Annotated in this window: 18 protein-coding genes; 8 read left to right on the forward strand and 10 right to left on the reverse strand. The window is 36.0% G+C overall.

Annotation, left to right across the window (positions count from 1 at the left end; translation table 11 throughout):
• Complete coding sequence (locus LG296_RS10525) at nucleotides 1-1,167, reverse strand: acyl-CoA dehydrogenase family protein (protein ID WP_107933288.1); 1,167 nt, start codon at nucleotides 1,165-1,167, stop codon at nucleotides 1-3.
• A gap of 318 nt (nucleotides 1,168-1,485) precedes the next feature.
• Here LG296_RS10525 and LG296_RS10530 point away from each other — a divergent pair, with 318 nt between their 5' ends.
• A complete protein-coding gene (locus LG296_RS10530) occupies nucleotides 1,486-2,943 on the forward strand; it encodes a M20 family peptidase (protein WP_181417971.1) in 1,458 nt (485 codons plus the stop codon).
• Nucleotides 2,944-3,196: 253 nt separating this feature from the next.
• On the opposite strand, the gene LG296_RS10535 is transcribed toward LG296_RS10530, so the two are convergent.
• Nucleotides 3,197-3,715: a hypothetical protein gene (locus LG296_RS10535; protein ID WP_107933285.1), complete on the reverse strand. Its 519-nt coding sequence runs from the start codon at nucleotides 3,713-3,715 to the stop codon at nucleotides 3,197-3,199.
• A gap of 165 nt (nucleotides 3,716-3,880) precedes the next feature.
• Here LG296_RS10535 and LG296_RS10540 point away from each other — a divergent pair, with 165 nt between their 5' ends.
• The 5 genes from LG296_RS10540 to qoxD all read left to right on the forward strand — a co-directional run bounded on the left by LG296_RS10540 (nucleotide 3,881) and on the right by qoxD (nucleotide 8,146).
• A complete protein-coding gene (locus LG296_RS10540; protein WP_181417970.1) occupies nucleotides 3,881-4,021 on the forward strand; it encodes a hypothetical protein in 141 nt (46 codons plus the stop codon).
• A gap of 318 nt (nucleotides 4,022-4,339) precedes the next feature.
• Nucleotides 4,340-5,260, forward strand: coding sequence for a cytochrome aa3 quinol oxidase subunit II (gene qoxA / locus LG296_RS10545; RefSeq protein ID WP_107933283.1), 921 nt, complete (start codon nucleotides 4,340-4,342; stop codon nucleotides 5,258-5,260).
• 60 nt (nucleotides 5,261-5,320) lie between these two features.
• Nucleotides 5,321-7,267, forward strand: a complete 1,947-nt coding sequence (gene qoxB, locus LG296_RS10550; RefSeq protein ID WP_107933281.1) for a cytochrome aa3 quinol oxidase subunit I — start codon at nucleotides 5,321-5,323, stop codon at nucleotides 7,265-7,267.
• Complete coding sequence (gene qoxC / locus LG296_RS10555; RefSeq protein ID WP_107933279.1) at nucleotides 7,267-7,863, forward strand: cytochrome aa3 quinol oxidase subunit III; 597 nt, start codon at nucleotides 7,267-7,269, stop codon at nucleotides 7,861-7,863. Before qoxB ends, qoxC begins: the two co-directional genes overlap by 1 nt.
• Nucleotide 7,864: 1 nt before the next feature.
• Complete coding sequence (qoxD, locus tag LG296_RS10560; RefSeq protein WP_107933277.1) at nucleotides 7,865-8,146, forward strand: cytochrome aa3 quinol oxidase subunit IV; 282 nt, start codon at nucleotides 7,865-7,867, stop codon at nucleotides 8,144-8,146.
• A 69-nt stretch (nucleotides 8,147-8,215) separates the two neighbouring features.
• On the opposite strand, the gene LG296_RS10565 is transcribed toward qoxD, so the two are convergent.
• Together LG296_RS10565 and LG296_RS10570 are read right to left on the reverse strand one after the other, a co-directional pair.
• Nucleotides 8,216-8,800, reverse strand: coding sequence for an RNA polymerase subunit sigma (locus LG296_RS10565; protein WP_248283762.1), 585 nt, complete (start codon nucleotides 8,798-8,800; stop codon nucleotides 8,216-8,218).
• Nucleotides 8,801-8,972: 172 nt separating this feature from the next.
• Entirely contained in the window at nucleotides 8,973-9,176 is a 204-nt protein-coding gene (locus LG296_RS10570; RefSeq protein WP_107933275.1) for a hypothetical protein, read from the reverse strand.
• A 583-nt stretch (nucleotides 9,177-9,759) separates the two neighbouring features.
• On the opposite strand from LG296_RS10570, the gene LG296_RS10575 reads away from it, so the two are divergent.
• Entirely contained in the window at nucleotides 9,760-10,374 is a 615-nt protein-coding gene (locus LG296_RS10575) for an HD-GYP domain-containing protein (RefSeq protein WP_235867585.1), read from the forward strand.
• 52 nt (nucleotides 10,375-10,426) lie between these two features.
• Here the strand turns inward: LG296_RS10575 and LG296_RS10580 are convergent, their stop codons facing one another.
• From LG296_RS10580 to LG296_RS10590, 3 genes are all read right to left on the reverse strand, one after another.
• Nucleotides 10,427-11,356 carry a nucleoside hydrolase gene (locus tag LG296_RS10580; protein ID WP_107933271.1) on the reverse strand — a complete coding sequence of 310 codons (930 nt, stop codon included), beginning with the start codon at nucleotides 11,354-11,356 and terminating at the stop codon, nucleotides 10,427-10,429.
• A 233-nt stretch (nucleotides 11,357-11,589) separates the two neighbouring features.
• Entirely contained in the window at nucleotides 11,590-12,216 is a 627-nt protein-coding gene (locus LG296_RS10585; RefSeq protein ID WP_107933269.1) for a nitroreductase family protein, read from the reverse strand.
• 25 nt (nucleotides 12,217-12,241) lie between these two features.
• Nucleotides 12,242-12,676, reverse strand: coding sequence for a MarR family winged helix-turn-helix transcriptional regulator (locus LG296_RS10590; RefSeq protein WP_202973771.1), 435 nt, complete (start codon nucleotides 12,674-12,676; stop codon nucleotides 12,242-12,244).
• Nucleotides 12,677-12,885: 209 nt separating this feature from the next.
• Between LG296_RS10590 and LG296_RS10595 the strand changes: the two genes are divergently transcribed.
• Nucleotides 12,886-14,631 carry a B12-binding domain-containing radical SAM protein gene (locus LG296_RS10595; protein ID WP_107933267.1) on the forward strand — a complete coding sequence of 582 codons (1,746 nt, stop codon included), beginning with the start codon at nucleotides 12,886-12,888 and terminating at the stop codon, nucleotides 14,629-14,631.
• Between the two features lie 32 nt (nucleotides 14,632-14,663).
• On the opposite strand, the gene LG296_RS10600 is transcribed toward LG296_RS10595, so the two are convergent.
• From LG296_RS10600 to LG296_RS10610, 3 genes are all read right to left on the reverse strand, one after another.
• A complete protein-coding gene (locus tag LG296_RS10600; RefSeq protein ID WP_235867584.1) occupies nucleotides 14,664-14,981 on the reverse strand; it encodes a hypothetical protein in 318 nt (105 codons plus the stop codon).
• 885 nt (nucleotides 14,982-15,866) lie between these two features.
• Entirely contained in the window at nucleotides 15,867-17,345 is a 1,479-nt protein-coding gene (locus tag LG296_RS10605) for an aldehyde dehydrogenase family protein (RefSeq protein WP_404426985.1), read from the reverse strand.
• Nucleotides 17,346-17,531: 186 nt separating this feature from the next.
• Nucleotides 17,532-19,103 carry an alkaline phosphatase family protein gene (locus LG296_RS10610; protein WP_107933261.1) on the reverse strand — a complete coding sequence of 524 codons (1,572 nt, stop codon included), beginning with the start codon at nucleotides 19,101-19,103 and terminating at the stop codon, nucleotides 17,532-17,534.
• Nucleotides 19,104-19,123 lie beyond the last annotated feature (20 nt).

A 19,123-nucleotide genomic window follows, 5' to 3' on the forward strand; every position in this document is an offset into this window, starting at 1 on the left:
TTATAATAACTCTCCCACTTTTGCATGCCCTTTTAATAGGTTACGTGCAATTGTTCGACGTTGAATTTCATCAGTACCTTCAAAGATTCGATACAGTCTAAGCTCTCTATACCAACGTTCGATTGGTAATTCCTTCGTATAACCCATTCCACCATGAATTTGAAGAACACGATCGACAACCTCGTTTGCCATAATTGCACCATTTAATTTGGCCATTGAAGACTGATGACGTGCATCCATTCCATTTTCAGCCATCCATGCAGCTCTAAAGACAATCCATTTTGCTGCTTCAATTTCAACAGCTGAATCTGCAATCATCCATTGTACTGCTTGACGTTCAGCAATCGGCTTCCCGAAAGTAACACGAGTTTTTGAATAATCGATGGCCATTTGTAATAATCTCTCTGATGCACCAATTGCCCCAGCTGGAATCATATATCGCCCTTGACCAATCCATTGCATCCCCAGGTTAAACCCTTGCCCTATTTCGCCTAAAATATTTTCTTCTGGAACACGTACATTATCAAATACAAGAGTAGCTGGGCCCCATTCACCCATTGTATAAATATATTCAGATGTCCAGCCCATTTCTCTATCAACTAAGAAGCAAGTTACACCGCCGTTTGCACCCTTTTCTTTATCAGTAACAGCAAAAACCATCGCAAAATCTGCTTCATTTCCGTTTGTTATAAATACCTTTTCTCCATTTAAAACCCAATGATCCCCATCTTTTACAGCCTGCATTGTAATACTTCTAGCATCAGATCCTGCACCTGGTTCAGTTAATGCAAAGCATGAACGTCTTTCCCCATTGATGGTAGGTAATAAATATTTCTTTTTTTGTTCTTCGTTACATAAATATAGAATGTTGTCAGCTGTACCACCAAAGTTAAACGGCACAAAAGTTCTACCTAACTCCATAGCTATTAATACCGACATAATCGGACCTAAATTCGCACCACCATATTCCTCAGGTGTATTGATGCCCCAGAAGCCAATCTCTTTTGCTTTTTCTCGTAATTCCTTTACCTTTTCACGTGAGATTCCAGGTCTACCTTCTCTTTCGTTTTTTAATACCTCTTGCTCTAATGGTTTAAGTTCTTTATTTACAAAGTCACGAACTGTTTTTTGAATCATTTTTTGCTCATCTGTTAATGTAAAATCCATTCAAATCCATCTCCTTAAAGTCAAATTATTTGAGTAGAAAATTGTTAAACAATGTTCACAATTTTTCGGAATACTCAGTTACAACACGGTATGTAAATTTCAAATCACTTATGCGAAAAAAATAAAGCGTTTTCATTAAGAAACTAATTATTATTTTTCTGGATTTAATCATAAAAAAGTTCCTACCAAAGATGGTAATGTCAGCTAGGTATCCTCTTTGATGATTACTTATCTTTTGGTCATATCTCATATATTTGCAGGATTAATCGTATAATTAATAGAATATTAATTTAATACTTTTGAATGGAGAAATTAGTCATGAAATTTAAGAAATTTCTATTTATCCTGCTTGCACTATTAGTTGTATTTATCGGTTTTACATTAACGAATACATTTTTAACAGCCTCAAAACAACCACCTATTGTTCCTAGCTCCGTGGAACTTGATGAAAATGCAGCTATAGAGAAGTTTTCGAAAGCGCTTACGTATAAAACTATTTCCTATCAAGAACGTGAAAAATTTGATTTACAGGAGTTTGACAAATTCATCTCTTTTTTAATGGATAGTTATCCAACCGTTCACGAAAATCTAGAGTTAGAGACCATCAATGATTACGCTCTTGTATACAAATGGGAAGGCACAAACCCTAATACTAAACCCATTGGTCTAACCAGCCATTATGATGTCGTACCAGTCCTTAGTGGAACAGAAGGTAATTGGGAAAAAGACCCATTTAGTGGAGCCGTACAAGACGGGTTAATCTGGGGGCGTGGAACGTTAGATGATAAAATCGGTGTTATCGGAATATTAGAGGCCGCTGAATACTTACTTAAAGAAGGCTTTACACCTTCGAGAGATATCTATTTTATGTTTGGGTTTGATGAAGAAATCGGTGGCGAGCTAGGAGCAAAAGCCATTGCAGATAGTCTAAAACAACGAGGAATACAATTTGACTTTGTTCTAGATGAAGGCGGTGCTATAGTTGAAAATATGGTGCCGGGAGTTGACCAACCAGTTGGGGTTGTTGGAATATCTGAAAAAGGCTCTGCTACTGCTGAATTGACGATAAAAGGTAGTGGTGGACATTCCTCCCAGCCTAAAGATCGAACAAATATCGGGCGTATTGCAAGCGCTATTGCAGCACTAGAAGAAACTCAATTTGAAGGGAAATTACGAGGTCCCGGCAATGACTTATTTGAATTTGTTGCACCAGAAATGAGCTTTGGCATGAAATATGTCTTTTCAAATAAAATTATATTCAAGTCCATAATTGAGCAGATTTTGCTTAAGGAGCCAGCTACAGCAGCACTAATTCGTACAACCATCGCCCCTACTATCTTCCATGCTGGTGAACAATATAATGCGTTGCCTGAAGAAGCAACCGCAATAATAAATTTACGATTAATGCCAGGAGATTCGTTAGAGGATGTGAAAGAATTTATTGTTAAAACTATAGATGATGATGGGATTACAGTTACAGTCACTGGTTCAGAAAGTTCTAGTGTATCATCAACAGACGGTCCTCAATTTAAAGCAATTCAACAAGCAGCACGAAATGTCTATAATGATGCCATCATTGCACCATATTTAATGTTCGCTGGTTCAGACGCTAAGCATTATGATATTATCTCTGACAATACCTACCGCTTCTTGCCAGTTCAAATTACATCTGAAGATTTAAACAGAATGCATGGCACCAATGAACACATAAGTAGTGAAAACTATATTAATGCGATTAAATTCTATGTAGAAATTATGAAAGTAACTAATCAATAATTATCTTTAGGCATTCGTCATGGGCGATTGCCTTTTTTATATTTTCCAATTGAAAAATTAAAAGGTTGGATTTTTTACCAACCTTTTTACTATATATTAACTTGCCCTATAAAAGTTTATATTAGGAATTCTGATAATTTTCTTTTGCAACCTTCTAAATATGTAGAAGATATATTCTCGGCTTTTAGATGTAAGTCCTGAGATTATTGGTGAGCTGACTAATATGAAAAATCAAATAAAACAAACTGTTAGATTAATATGGATTTGTTGGATGATAAACACTAATAAAAAATTGCACATGACTTTCTTCAAGTGCTAGCGCTCTTATAAATAATGCATTTTGAGCAGTTAATGCTAATTCTGAATTGGCAGGAACAATTTCTTCGACTAGCACCTCATCATCATCTTCCATACTTATTAAGACATCATTGTCAGACAAATTACGCGCTATTACTGTTATAAGAAGTGGCGCACGCATGGGTGATGCTGGGGCTGCATATATGAGTGTGTAATCTTGATTTTTTGGAGGTTCCTCTACCGTGTCAGTTTCAGGAAAAAAATTAGAGGAATCATCAATGGTTGTATCCTCTTGATTATTTTCAGTTATTGAATCTTCTTCTATAATCAGCTTTTGCTCTCCACCTATCGTGGCATTCACACAAAAATTTTGACCGATGATGAGCGAATTCCTCTCAAAAATCACTTCACTTTCTATCCGATTGTTCCCACGATCATCATTTGTATCTTTATTGGAATTCCAGTCCAAACCCATTCTCAGCCCTCCTTCTCTTTACTAGTTAATGCTGTGTAAAGTGAATTGGAAGGGCTAATCAATTAAAAATTAAAGAAAATCTGTAACAAAATTCATTTTTATTGTTTAACTTGCTGAGGAATTACAATTTGAAATAAGCGCAAAATACATAGGGGAGGTGAAGAAATGTCAAAATGGCAACGTAATACATTTAGAAAAATGAAAAAACCAAAGAAAATCAATAACCGTGAAGAAATTTCACAGGAGCAAAATTTTGAAAAAGCTTTAAAGAAAATTGAATACCAAGATAATAAGATTAACGATTAACCCTTACCAAAAGATCTCTTTTTATAGAGATCTTTTTATTTAGATATAATATCTCCTTAATTAATTCAACTCAAACCTCCTCATTTAATACAAATAAAGGAAAATGAACGCGTTTTCATTCCATTTTCTTACAAATATCACTACATATTGATAAAACGTGAACTTTATGTGAATAACTTTTGAATAGATGGTGAACCTTTTGTGAATTCCCTTTTTTCTCGATGTTTTTACTATTCCAATGCTTAAAATAGAGTTATAGTGTTGGAGGAAGTCAACAGGTGATTTTCTTTTGACTAATAAGGGAAGGTGAATATCTTTATGAGAAAAAAATGGACATTATTAACGTCAATGATGGCATTTGTCTTTATATTAGCTGGTTGTGAACCACTTTTAGTTTTAGATCCAAAAGGTCCACAAGCCCAAAGACAAGCGAATGATATTATGTTATCAATCGGCATCATGTCTGTAATAGTAATCGTTGTCATGGTCATCTTAACATTTATTCTATTTAAGTATCGTGAATCAAAACTGCCTGACGATTACGAACCACCACATATCCACGGCAATAAATGGGTTGAAATTGTTTGTGTAGGTGTACCAATTTTAATAGTAGCTTATTTATCATTTGTCTCTGTAAAAAGTAATTATATCGTTGAATCAGCACCAGAAGGTTATGAAAATCAAGAACCTTTAGTAATCTATGCTTCCTCTTCTGACTGGAAATGGCACTTTAGTTATCCAGAAGAAGGTATTGAAACAGTAAACTACCTATATATTCCGACAGATCGTCCGTTAGAATTCAAGCTTTATTCTCACGGTCCAATCACAAGCTTCTGGATTCCACAGCTTGGTGGACAGAAATATGCAATGTCTGACATGGTAACTACTTTACATTTAGCTGCAGATGCTGCTGGAGAATTTATGGGACGAAATGCGAACTTTAGTGGTAAAGGCTTCGCTGAAAATACGTTCAACGTAACAGCAATGCCTCAAGCAGATTTCGATGATTGGGTTAAGGAAGTGCACGAAACTGCCAAACCAATTACTGAAAGTGAATTTGAAAAATTAATAGAACCAGGTCACCTTGGACAAATGACCTTTACGGGTACTCATTTAGAATTTAGTCCAGCTCCAGAACACGCACATAACGAAGTTTCTGATGAAGACAATAATGAAAGTCATGAACATACAAATCACGAAGATCACACTGAAGATGAAACAGACCACAGCGGTCATTAATTTGAAAAGCTAAAGATGAGTTTCAAAGACTAGTATTTTAGCTTGAAAGGAGAAAAAAGGATGGAATTCTTAGAACGATTTGCCATACCTCATCCAAGTCCAGCGATCTATGCCTCAATGGTTGCCATTGCTTTAGTTAGTATTGGTATTCTTGCAGGCTTAACATATTTCAAAAAATGGGGCTATTTATGGCGCGAATGGTTAACAACTGTTGACCATAAAAAAATCGGGATTATGTACTTAGTCTCTGCCCTACTTATGTTATTCCGCGGTGGTGCTGATGCCATTATGATGCGTGCTCAGCTGTCTGCACCGGATATGAAATTATTAGATGCACAACACTATAACGAAATTTTCACAACTCATGGTGTTGTTATGATTATCTTTATGGCTATGCCATTTATCTTTGCATTTATGAACCTAATCGTACCATTACAAATCGGTGCACGAGATGTTGCATTCCCACGCTTAAACGCTTTAAGCTTCTGGTTATTCTTTGCCGGAGCAATGTTATTTAATATCTCATTCGTCATTGGTGGTTCACCAGACGCTGGTTGGACTTCCTACTTCCCTCTTGCAGGTAACGATTTTAGTGAATCTGTAGGGACGAATTATTATATGCTAGCGATCCAAATTTCAGGGATTGGGTCTTTAATGACTGGTATTAACATGTGTACTACGATTTTAAAAATGCGTGCACCTGGTATGACACTAATGAAAATGCCAATGTTTACTTGGTCGGCATTTATTGCTAACGTAATTATCGTTTTCGCATTCCCTGTATTAACAGTTGCACTATTAATGGGGACAACAGATCGCTTATTTGCAACAAATTTCTTTACTACAGATAACGGTGGTATGGATATGCTTTGGGCCAACTTCTTCTGGATTTGGGGACATCCTGAGGTTTATATCTTAATCTTACCGGCATTTGGTCTTTACAGTGAAATCATCTCAACCTTCTCAAAACGTAACCTATATGGCTATTCATCTATGGTTTGGTCAATGGTACTGATTTCACTTCTGTCGTTCTTAGTTTGGACTCACCATTTCTTCACGATGGGTCAAGGCGCATTAACAAACAGCATATTCTCTATTACTACAATGGCGATTGCTGTTCCGACAGGGGTTAAAATCTTTAACTGGTTATTTACAATGTGGAAAGGGAAAATTCGCTTTACAGTCCCTATGCTATACTCAGTAGCCTTTATTCCATTATTTACTATTGGTGGGGTTACAGGTGTAATGCTAGCGATGTCAGCGGCTGACTATCAATATCATAATACAATGTTCTTAGTAGCCCATTTCCATAATACAATTATTCCTGGTGTAGTATTCGCTATGCTAGCAGGTTTAACTTTCTACTGGCCAAAATTCTTTGGATTCATTTTAAATGAAAAAATCGGTAAAGTTACGTTCTGGTTATTAACAGTTGGTTTCGTACTTGCCTTCTTCCCTATGTATATCACAGGTTTAGACGGTCAAGCACGTCGTATGTACACTTACTCTGAAGCAACTGGCTTTGGTGCATTAAATATGCTGTCATTCGCTGGTGCTGCTTTAATGGCAATCGGATTTGTGACAATAGTGTATAACATTTACTATAGCTTTAAAAACTCGTCAAGAGATATCGGTAGTGACCCATGGGATGCTCGCTCTTTAGAATGGGCTACTCACACTCCAGTTCCAGAATACAACTTTGCTCGAACACCTCAAATCAGTTCAAGTGAAACATTCTGGGACTCAAAGAAAAATGGTCACGAATTGTTTAAGGGTGAAATAGAAGAAATTCATATGCCTAATAATAGTGGAATTCCATTCGTTATGGGTATGATCTTCTTCGTTGCCGGATTCTCATTCATCTTCGCATTATGGGTTCCAGCAGTGATTTCACTTATCGGTATCTTCATTTGTATGGCAATGCGTTCCTTCGAGAAAGATCATGGACGCCATATTTCGGTGAAGGAAATCATTGAAACTGAAGAAAAACTTGGAGGTGCAAAATAATGCATATCGATAATTCGCAGCCTCTTGAGTATAGTACTCAACAAAATCAGTTAAATATATTAGGATTCTGGATTTTCTTAGGTGCTGAAATTATGCTGTTTGCTACCCTGTTCACAGCATACTTCACGCTTGAAGGCCGTACTGGTTCTGGCCCAGCTCCTGCTGAAATTTTTGAAATCACGCCTGTTCTAATTGAAACACTTGTTTTATTAACAAGTAGTTTTACAATCGGACTTGGTATTCATGCAATGAGACTTGGTCGCAAAAATGCAATGCTAACATTCTTTACAATTACCCTACTCCTTGGTCTTTGCTTCTTGGGCGTAGAGATTTATGAATTTATGCATTACTACCATATTGGTGCAACTTATCAAACAAGTGCCTTCACTGCAGCACTTTTAACAACTTTAGGAACACATGGTGCTCACGTTACTTTAGGTTTATTCTGGGGAACATTTATTATTCTTCAAGTTAAAAAACGTGGTTTAACACCAGAAACAGCAAATAAATCATTTATTTTCTCTCTTTACTGGCATTTCTTAGATGTTGTTTGGATCTTTATCTTCAGCTTCATCTATCTGAAAGGAATGATGTAATATGAAAGAATTATTCCCTGCAAAACAGGTTATAGGCTTTGTTGCATCATTAGTCTTAACTGCTATTGCATTATTAGTTTACTTTACTGATATGACCTTCACAGTTGGTATGACGATTTTATTAGCAACGGCCTTTATCCAAGCCTTTCTACAAATTGTTGTATTCATGCATGCTGGAGAGTCTAAGGATGGAAAAGCCATCTATACAAATATCCTTTATGCTGTAGTAATTGCACTCGTTACCGTATTTGGTACGCTGCTAATTCTTCTTTGGGATATGTAATACTGTAATTAAAAAAGCAAGAGCACCTCATAACAGGCTGCTCTTGCTTTTTCTTTGTTTTCGTATCATTTATTGTATTGGCATAAAGCTCACTTGCCATATCCCATCTTTATTCATGACTAATTGAAATCCTGATTTACCATTTCCCTCTTTAGGATTTGGATTATACTCGATATAGCCTTCGTACTCACTCGTTTGAATGAAATTTCCATTGTCAATGTTGTTAAAGGTTTTCAGTTGCTGCTCCTTCGTTCCTCTATCAGCTTTTGGAATGGCCTCATCTTCTTCTTTGCTCCATGAAATAAGCTCTTCTCTATCAGTGTATAGAGCATATTGCAGATTGTACTTTTCATCGATTCCAGCCTGAACATAGATCTTTGCAATTGATAGTGGCTCTAACTGCTTTAAATGGGATAAGTCAAAATTCTTTTGAAAATTGCTGTATGCCAAATCCTCAGCTCCAGATAATTCGAAAAGCTTTACAGGTGTTTGTGGTTCTTCAATAATTTCCGTTTCTTGTGGATTTGGTGATTGTTCAGATTCTAGCTGTGCTTCTTGCTCCTCGGTCTCCCCCGATACCATAGATATAGAATTGTTTTCGCAGCCTGTAATGACGAAAATAAAAGCCAATAATAGTGAAATAAACCTATACATAGTAAGCCCCTTTTTATTAATATCCTCATTATACTATTTATCCAGTATTTGGAAATAAATCTTTTGGTGGTATTTGGCTGAAAATGAAAAGAGGCATGAGTCATTCTTATTTCTGAATGACCATGCCTAATATCGGTATGCTTTTATAGCGATTCTTTTGATAATTTTTCTTCTATTTAGCTATACTTCGATTAGATTTTTCTGATTCATGTTCAGACAGTAATTGTAAAAATAAGAACATGATAAATAATGCTCCACCACATTTTGCGATTTCAATTCCGTACCATATTGAGAAGTTTATATAAAAGCTAGCAATAACAAGAATTATACCTAGAGCCACAAGCATCCCAGAAAGTTTTGTGTATAAATTGAACATTGAAAATCACTCCTTCTTGGACTATTTATATATAGTATACAACCTCCTTCACAATTTAGCCACATTTTATTAACAATTTCGTCACATTTTATCCACTAATTAGTCAAAAATGTTTGTGTGCTGTTTGTGTGCCAGGTACACAAACAAATGTGAATATTCAGAATTGTTCCTAAATTGTTTGTGTACCTGGTACATAGTATTAAATGAGTTGGGACATAATTAGCTTAGGTTGGTTTAAAGTTATAGCTTTGATGGAGGATTTATGAGTAAAAAAAATTTTTTTAGTAGTCATTTATATAACCCTCTCTATTTTCGATATTGTTTTTATTTTGTATTTTCTCTTGCTGTAATTTTAAACAGCATTATTATTCATGGAGGAAGTAATTTCTACATATTATATATATTTTCTGTGATATTTTTAGGTATTGGCTTCTATGATAAGCCTCTTTGGTTTTTAATATTGCTTACATTTATCATAGTAACTTGCAGGTTTTTTTTGATAACAGATTCTACATCTACCTTTGGGGTTTTTCTTATTCATTTTCTTACCTATTTAATAATAATGCTCATATCAACCGGTTTAATGAAATATGTACAAAAGGTGGAGGAGGATAACTTAGAGTTAACAATCGCGCTCGCCAATGCATTAGATTCCAGAGACCACTACACTCTGCATCATTCTGAAAACGTTGCAAAATACTCTGTTCAAATCGCAAGGAAATTGAATTTGCCAAATTTGAGTTGCGAGATTATTCGTAAAGGTGCCTTGCTTCACGATATTGGAAAAATAGGAATACCAGAAAATATATTGACTAAGCAAGATAAATTGACAGATGAAGAATATGAAATCATTAAAAACCATCCAATACTTGGACACAATATGATTAAGCATATAGTTAATTTTCATAAAAACGGTGTATTAGATATCGTTTTATACCATCACGAAAGATACGATGGAAATGGATATCCAATGGGATTAAAGGGCAAACAAATCCCCCTTTTTGCTCGGATAGTAGCTATAGCTGATAGTTTTGATGCAATGACTACGAAACGTGTATATAGAGACGAGCTTGATTTGGAATATGCGATCAATGAAATACGAAAAAACAAAGGAAAGCAATTTGATCCAGAGCTTGTAGAAGTGTTTTTAAGTTTATTCGATCAGAACAATCTTATTTCAAATAAGGAGCAAACATAGTTGAAGTCAACTGGTTTGCTCCTTATTTTCAATCTAAGCTTAAAAGCGGCTATTAATCCTGCACCATAACCTTTCTCAGCTCTTCTATAAATGCCTCATAATGAAGCTTAACTGCTATCCTAGTCTTTCCTTTTTCCGCTGTTGGTCGATAATCGATATAAGACATTCCCTTTGCCTCTGTTGCTTCGATTACTGTTGCGTCATAATATATGTACTCAACAATACTAGGATTCTTTACAACCATAACAGTTAGTAAATCATGGATTGGAGCACCTTGAATTCCTGGCACAGATTTCTTATAAAAATCAAAATAATATTGGAATATAGGCTCTAATAAATTGGCATACATATTTTTATCGTTATTGGAAATGGCACGTACCATTTCTTCTGTAAGTACTGCTTGCTGCGTTACATTTAAAGGAGTAATAGTAAGATTATGAGCATACTTCAACACAAAATTGGATGAAGTAGGATCCCCGTAAAAGTTTGCTTCTGCGAGTGCTGTTGCATTCCCCGGCACAAAAAATGCACCACCCATAACATAAAAGGAATTTACCATTTCTATATATTCCGGAAATAGAATAAAGGCAGTAGCAAGTGTTGTGGAACGACCGGTATCGACAATTATTACTTCATCTTTATATTTTTCTATAATGTGACGAATCATATCAAATGGATAAATCCGATATTGAAAATTTTCAGGTGGTTGAATCGGTCCTATACCCTCTTGCCCATGAATTTCAGGGTAAAATACAGTTTCTTCTTCTGTAACAGGCATCGATGCACCCGGAATAACAGGAATATCACTTCTGCCCGCCAATTCTAGCAAATAGGCAGCATTCGCTGTAGCTTGATCCTTTGTGACATTTCCATAACTTGCAACAATTCCAACCAATTCAATTTCCGGATCAAGTATTGCATACATAATTGCCAAGGAATCGTCAATTCCAGGGTCACAAAACAAAAGTATTTTCTTTGTGATAGAAAATCCCCCTCTCTACCTCATATATATTCAGCATTTTTAGAAGAATTCCAAAAATTGTAATGTAACATAAACTTAAAATTGATAATTAACTACACATATCGTGAGTCATATGTAAGTTGTTGCTTTTCAACCTTTAAATAGTAAATAAATGAATAACAAAAGCCACAAATCCATTTGGTAATGGATTGTGGCTCTGTAATAAATAATATTAGATTTTATAGATGAGATTCCTATATGTATCTTATTATTTGTTCGAGAGGTAAACGTGATGACCCATATGCAGGAGCATCAGCCTCGCCAATTGCGATTAACAAAATCGGAATTTCATTTTTAGGTAAGTTAAACTTCTCTGCAAATTTAACTTTGTCAAAACCACCCATTGGTACTGTATCATATCCCATATCTTTAGCTAACAACATAATTTGCATGGATACCAGGCCAGTATCAAAATGAATAAGTCTTGATAATACCTCTTCAGGTAAGCCTCCATATAACGCCAGTGAATTTTTAATCATTAAATCCGCAATTTCTCTTGACATAAAACCATGCTCAAAATTTGCATCATAAATTTGTTCTGCTTTTTTGTACATTTCAAGATCTCCCAGCACTGCAATAATTGCTGAAGAAGTCTCAACTTGCTCCTGATTATTTGCGATTTCACGTAATTCTTTTTTTACCTGTTGATCTTCAATAACTATAAATCGCCAAGGTTGCATGTTGCTCGATGAAGGCGCTGATATTGCATTTTGTAATAGAGTATGTAGTTTTTCATGTGGAATAACAACACCCTCTTTATATTTACGAACAGAGTTTCTTTCATGCATTAATTGTTCAATTGTTTTTAGTGTAGTTGTCATTTTTCAAACCTCTTTCAGTGTTCTTTTATATAAATTTTAGTTCAGTGTTATCCTTAAGTTTTCTAACTAATAGTTGAAGATGCTTTATGTCTTGATCGGTAAAATTGTTAAACATTTCATCAAAAAATTGCTTTCTATCTAAATCACAGTCCCCCAATACACTTTTACCAGTATCCGTGATTTGTACTATCACTTCACGGTTATTTTGCTTATTCCGAGTACGAATTACAAAACTCTTCTCTTCAAGTATTTTTAAGTGCCTCGTAATTGCAGCTTGGTCAATCTTTAAGAATTGCTGCAACTCAATTTGAGAAAGCTGTCCTTTAGTTAGTAATGTGTGCAACATTTCATATCTAGTCAAACTAATCCCAGTTCGCTTTTCAAAGTTTTGGGTGACTTGTCTATCAATATTTTTAAGCATTAAAAAAATATGTTTTATCTCCTCGCATGATTGTTGCATTACTTCCCTCCTAACCAATGACCAAACAATAGTTGACTAGTCAATTGTATTACAACTAATCAATTATTCAAGCAAATAGCTCATAAAATGCAGCATTATTTTTTTGGAGATACTCCCCCTTCCCTCCTGAAAATACATAATCCCTAGACGTTACCCATTAAAAATCGTATAGTTATATCTTGATAAGTGTCAAAAAAGGAGATTCATTCATGAAGATAGTTCTTACAACATTGAACGCCAAATATATACATACGAACTTGGCGTTACGTTATTTAAAAGGTTCTGCGCAGCCTGAATTTGACCCAAAAATTATTGAATATACAATTAAAGATCCCGCATTTAATATTGTTTCTGATTTATATCAGCATAAACCAGATGTTGTTGGATTCAGTTGCTATATATGGAACATTGAAGAAACAATCGGTGTCATCCGAATGCTCAAAACAGTTTCGCCAAATACGAAAATCATTTTAGGGGGTCCTGAAGTTTCTTATGATGTTCACGATTGGTTACGAAGAATTCCTGAAGTAGATTATATTGTAATGGGTGAAGGTGAGCTTTCCTTCAAAATATTACTGCAGCATATTAATGGAGAGGTACCATTAGAAGATGTACCAGGGATTTGTTATTTACTGGATGGCAAGATGAAAATCCATGCTCAGCCAAAGAAGGTCGATTTACGTGAGCTTCCAAGCCCTTATCGTTTTGAGGAGGATCGTGCCTCTTTAGGAAAGCGAATTCAATATATCGAAACAAGTCGTGGGTGTCCATTTTCATGTCAATTCTGTCTTTCCTCTATCGAAGTCGGCGTTCGTTACTTTAACCGAGATAAAATCAAAGAAGAAATTCGTTATTTAATGGACAATGGCGCAAAAACGATTAAATTTGTCGATCGTACTTTTAATATTAGCCGTAGCTATGCAATGGAAATGTTCCAATTTTTAATTGATGAGCATAAACCAGGTGTTGTGTTCCAATTTGAGATTACAGCTGATATTATGCGCCCAGAAGTAATTCAATTCTTGAATGACAACGCTCCCCATGGCCTGTTCCGCTTTGAAATCGGGGTACAATCTACTAATGATTTAACAAATGAATTAGTAAAACGTCGTCAAAACTTCGAAAAGCTGAAACGTACTGTAACAATGGTAAAAGAAGGCGGTAAAATCGATCAGCATCTTGATTTGATCGCTGGTCTTCCAGAAGAAGATTATGATAGCTTCAGACAAACCTTTAATGATGTGTTTGCAATGCGCCCAGAGGAACTTCAGCTTGGCTTCTTAAAGCTATTGCGCGGAACAGGGCTTCGCGTACAGGCTGAGCAATACGGCTACACATATGTGGATTTGGCACCATACGAGATCTTTTCAAACAATGTCCTGACATTTGATGAAATTATTCGCATCAAGCACGCAGAAGATGTACTAGAGAAATATTGGAATGACCATCGCATGGATAATACGATTGAATATCTGGTAACGGAAGTGTTTGAAACACCATTTGATTTCTTCCAAAACTTCGGAACTTACTGGGAGCATAAGGGCTGGTCTCGAATCGGACATCAGCTTGAGGATTTATTTAAACGTTTGGAGGAATTTTTAGCTACTCAGCCTAATGTTAACTTGAAAATTGTACGAAGCCTGATGCAGCTTGACTATCTTTCAAGACAGCAATTCCAGCCTCGAAAGCTTTGGTGGGACGAGCGCGTTTCTCGTGACGTACAAAAAGAAATCTATAGCTTATTAAAAGAAACACCATCTCTTGCAGGTGAAGAATTTGCTCAATTAGACTTAAGTGAAAAGGAATTCTTTAAACATTCACTTATCATTCCATTTACGATTGATTATAATGCCTTCCAAAACGGACAGGTTATTGCTCTTGATGGCTATTTACTCACTTACTTCCGCATCGGACAAGCTCCCTACTTTGCAACTTTACAAAAAGCGATTCAATAAAAAATGGAGCCTTTCTCTTTAAGAGAAAGGCTCTAATTATCTTTACGTTCGGTTAATATATCCTGAATGATTTCAATATGAGATGCAGCCCAAGCCTTCTCTCGAAAATGCAAGAATAAACTGAAGGTAATCCCCCCAAGATAAATCACAATAAAAATTAACCAATACTTGCTCCCCTGCGCAAATAAATGTTTTTGTAAGCTATTAGAAAAGATAAGAAATAAAAATGGAATCGAAGAAACATATACCGGGATCATGCCCGACCCATTTTTCTCCTTAATCAGCCGATAAAATATTAGCTTTAATATGTCACTCGTAATGGATTGATAAAAATCTCGTACTTCCTTCATTTCCTTTAAATACTTTGAACTAGCTATACTAGCGGAATTCTTTTTTAGATGACAATAAATTTTATGCGCATCGCCTCGAAACAGGTTCAAAAATCCAACTTCCTTTCGAAACACAGGTGAGCTACAAAACAAATAAAATTTTAATAACTATTACTTATTCTGTGTGAATTTAAGGGAAATATACTATTTTATACTGAATATATATTCAATTGAAGGGATGATATTAATGCTTGTGATGAGATAGCGACGACTCGAGTAGAATATCACTCCGCATGGTAGCAAAGCTTGTTTGATTGCTACGATACAACTAAATTTTCACTCCACATGGTAGCAAAACATTCCTGATTGCTACGATACAACTGAATTCTCGCTCCGCATGGTAGCAAAGCTTGCCTGATTGCTACGATACAACTGGATTCTCGCTCCGCACGGTAGCAAAGCTTGACTGATTGCTACGATATAACTGAATTCTCACTTCGGATGGTAGCAATATATCCATGATTGCTACGATACAACTCAATTCTCACTCCGCATGGTAGCAAAGCTAGCCTGATTGCTACGATACAACTCAATTCTCACTCCGCATGGTAGCAAAACATTCCTGATTGCTACGATATAACTGAATTCTCACTTCGGATGGTAGCAATATATCCATGATTGCTACGATACAACTCAATTTTCACTCCACACTGTAGCAATCCATTCACCATTGCTACGATATAACTGAATTCTCACTCCACACTGTAGCAATCCGCACTCGTTTACGACATTCCAACATAACTCTAAGCTCCACAATGTAGCAAAGCGTTCCTTGTACTTTCTCCTCACCCTTTTCCGCTTAATATTAAAAGGCATCTACAAAAATTTACAGATGCTTTGATATGTTTATTCTGGAATATACGGCAATTCTAAGTTGTTTGGTAAGTTAATGACGTGTGTTTCAGTGTAGGATTTAATACCATCTTCACCATATTCACGTCCAACCCCTGACTGTTTAACTCCACCAAATGGGAAACGAACATCTAGCCCTTGAACAGCAGCTGTGTTAATCATTGTTGTTCCTGCTTCAATACGGCGGGCTACACTAATCGCATGCTCCTGTTCCCCCCAAACAGAGCTCGTTAAACCATAAATGCTTTCGTTGTGCAGTTCAATTACTTGCTCTTCATCGTCAAATGGTAGGATTGGTACAGTAGGGCCGAATTGCTCCTCCACTACAATTGGATCCTGATAGTCCGCATCTAATACTAGAGTCGGTTGCAGGAAGTAACCGTTTTCCATCAATTCTGGATTTAAAATTGTACCTAATGGAATAACCTTTGCCCCTTTGCTTTTTGCATCTTCAATTAGGCTCTTCACATAGTCTACTTGGTTCTTATTATTAACAGGACCAACAGTAACATCCGGGTTAAACGGGTCCCCTACTCGTATCCACTTATTGGCTGCTTCGATATATTTCTCTACAAAAGCATCATAAATCGAACGATGAACATATACTCGTTTAGCAATCATACAAATTTGTCCGGCTGTTAAAAAGTTTGAAATGACCATTCTTCTTAAAGCGCGTTCATCGTTTACATCAAAATCCTCTAAGACGATTGCTGCATCATTACCACCAAGCTCTAATGTCATTTTCTTAATAGTATCAGATGCAGCTTTCATAATATGCTTAGCAGTCTTTGTTCCACCTGTAAAGGCGATTTTTGCTACCTTTTCATTTGAAGTTAACTCCACACCAACTTCGGCATCTCCATTTACAAGATTTAACACACCAGGAGGAAACTCATCAGCAATAATTTCTGTAACTCGACTTACCGCTAAAGGTGCTAATGGGCTTGGCTTTAAAACCATCGTATTCCCAGTTAACAAAGCAGGTGCAATTTTGATAGTAGAAAGGGATAGTGGGTAGTTCCAGGGGGTGATTGCAGAAACTACTCCGATTGGATCATGCGTTATTATTGTCTTGCCATTTTCATGCTCCATCGTTTCCGGTGCTGTCACTTTTTTAACATGATCACAGGCAAACTCCATCCACATAAGAGAAATGGCGATTTCACCCTGAGAATCGTAAAGTGCTTTACCGTGCTCACGGGATAATAATTCAGCAATTTCAGGAGTTGCATCCTTGATTTTTTGAATAGCCGTTCTCATTCTATTAATACGATCATCCACATCAGTCCATGCCCAAGTTTTAAAAGCATTAAAAGCTGCATCAATAGCTTGAATTGTTTCTTCTCTTGTATTATTTGGCGCGTAACCTACAATTTCATTTGGATGGGTTGGATTTTCTCGCTGTATTTTCTTTTCTGTGTGTATTTTCTCACCGTTTATAATCGCAGCCACTGTAATCGGTTCTTTAGTCAATTTCATATACCTCCAAATTTTATTCTTACTAGAAAACTTGTCCTACAAAAGCTTCTAGCCATTCTCCTTAGTAATCAGGATAAAAATTTATCTGTTCTCATCCATCAAAGAGTAGTATGAAAATCCATTACCACAATTATTCAATTATAAAAATTTAAAAATATGAAAAAGAAAAGCCCACCAAACTTATATTGATGGACCAACAATTTCTATTAACCAATTTTTAAAATCAACTAGGCGATTGTATTTCGGTTTCACATCACTTCCGGCAATTATTAGGGGTACAATTGAGTCAACCTCATGAAGCGAGCCGTGTGCCCCTCCCCCTGCATGATCACGACTATGCTCTTCAATAAATTCATAGGAAGGCTTGGCATCTACTATTATAAATCGCCCCTCATGGGAATGCAGCGCTCCATTTAGTCTCGCTAGGGCATCTGGATAGCTACTATATTGAATAGTTTCATCCTCTGAAATTGAAATATCCAAAATTGATAGATCACCTTCTAGATGCCAGTTTTGATTAAATAAATCTTTTTGGTCTCCCTTTGTTGAAAACGATAGAACGGTTTCCTTTTCAGGACTAGCAACATAATTGCCATTATTATCAGCCCATGAAATAAAGCCAATTCGCTTGTCCTCTTTTAGTATCTCGATTATTGAGTCAATATCCATATTCTCATCTATTAGGTTAATATAGGCCATACGTTCATTTATTGCGATAGCTAACTGCCCTTCTGGATTTTTCTTATTCCAAAATGAAAAATCATTCAGTAATTCGTTTAAATCAATTAGTCCCTCTTTCTTGTCCTTCTCAACAAGCGATTGTGCACTATCGCCCATTACAACCCATACTACTTCTTTAACCGCCTCTTCCCATGATGGAAATTGATTTAGAAGCTCTTGAATGGAAAGATCTACGTCCTTTATTGCCTTTAGCTCTTCTGGTCCATTTTTATGCACCTTCATATCGAGATCTGGTAGATATGCAAGAGTAAAGGGAGGCAATTTATTTTGTTCTATTAGATACTTTAATTCGCTTACGGTAAAATTATTATTAAGACCCATACGGTTCCATATAAATTTATGCTTATCATTAGCCGAATTATATTGTGATAAAGCCCCTAGAGAAAAAAGCTGCGGTCCATCTACCTCAATATTCTTTGGAAGGAGGTTCACGAATGATAGCATTCTGGGAACATTCAAATGGTGGGTTGTATCTCCTCTAAAAATTAAACCATTTATAGATGCAGCTTTTATATCTGAGTCCGCAAGCTCTTCGTAAATCGTTTTAATTTTTGGGTTCAAATGTTCATTATTCAAATTGATAATACTATCCCTGACTACGTTTTTCACACCATTATGCCATATTTCCCGCATCCCACTTCCATAGCTGATCATTTGATTTCCCTCATTGTTGAACCAAATTAACCCTGGGACATTATGTTGATCTGCATAGGTTCCTGTTAGGATTGTGCTATCAATTGTCACAGACATCGTTGGATAAGAGCTTATAACATCCGATAGATAATGACCATTATTCATTAAAAAAGATAAGGCTGGAGCATCACCTTCCTCAATAATCTTCTGTAGTGGCTCACTCATAAGAGAATCTACTGTGAGCAAGATGACTGGCTTATTAGATGTGTGTATATCTACTTCATCTAAGTTTTTAGTTGGGGTCATTGAAATCGAAACGCCAGCAACTGCCAATAGAATGACAAATATGAATAAATAACTAATTATTTTACTTTTCATGTAACCACCTATTTTAAAAG

Source organism: Ureibacillus chungkukjangi, from assembly GCF_044795995.1.
GTDB classification, from domain to species: Bacteria; Bacillota; Bacilli; order Bacillales_A; family Planococcaceae; genus Ureibacillus; species Ureibacillus chungkukjangi.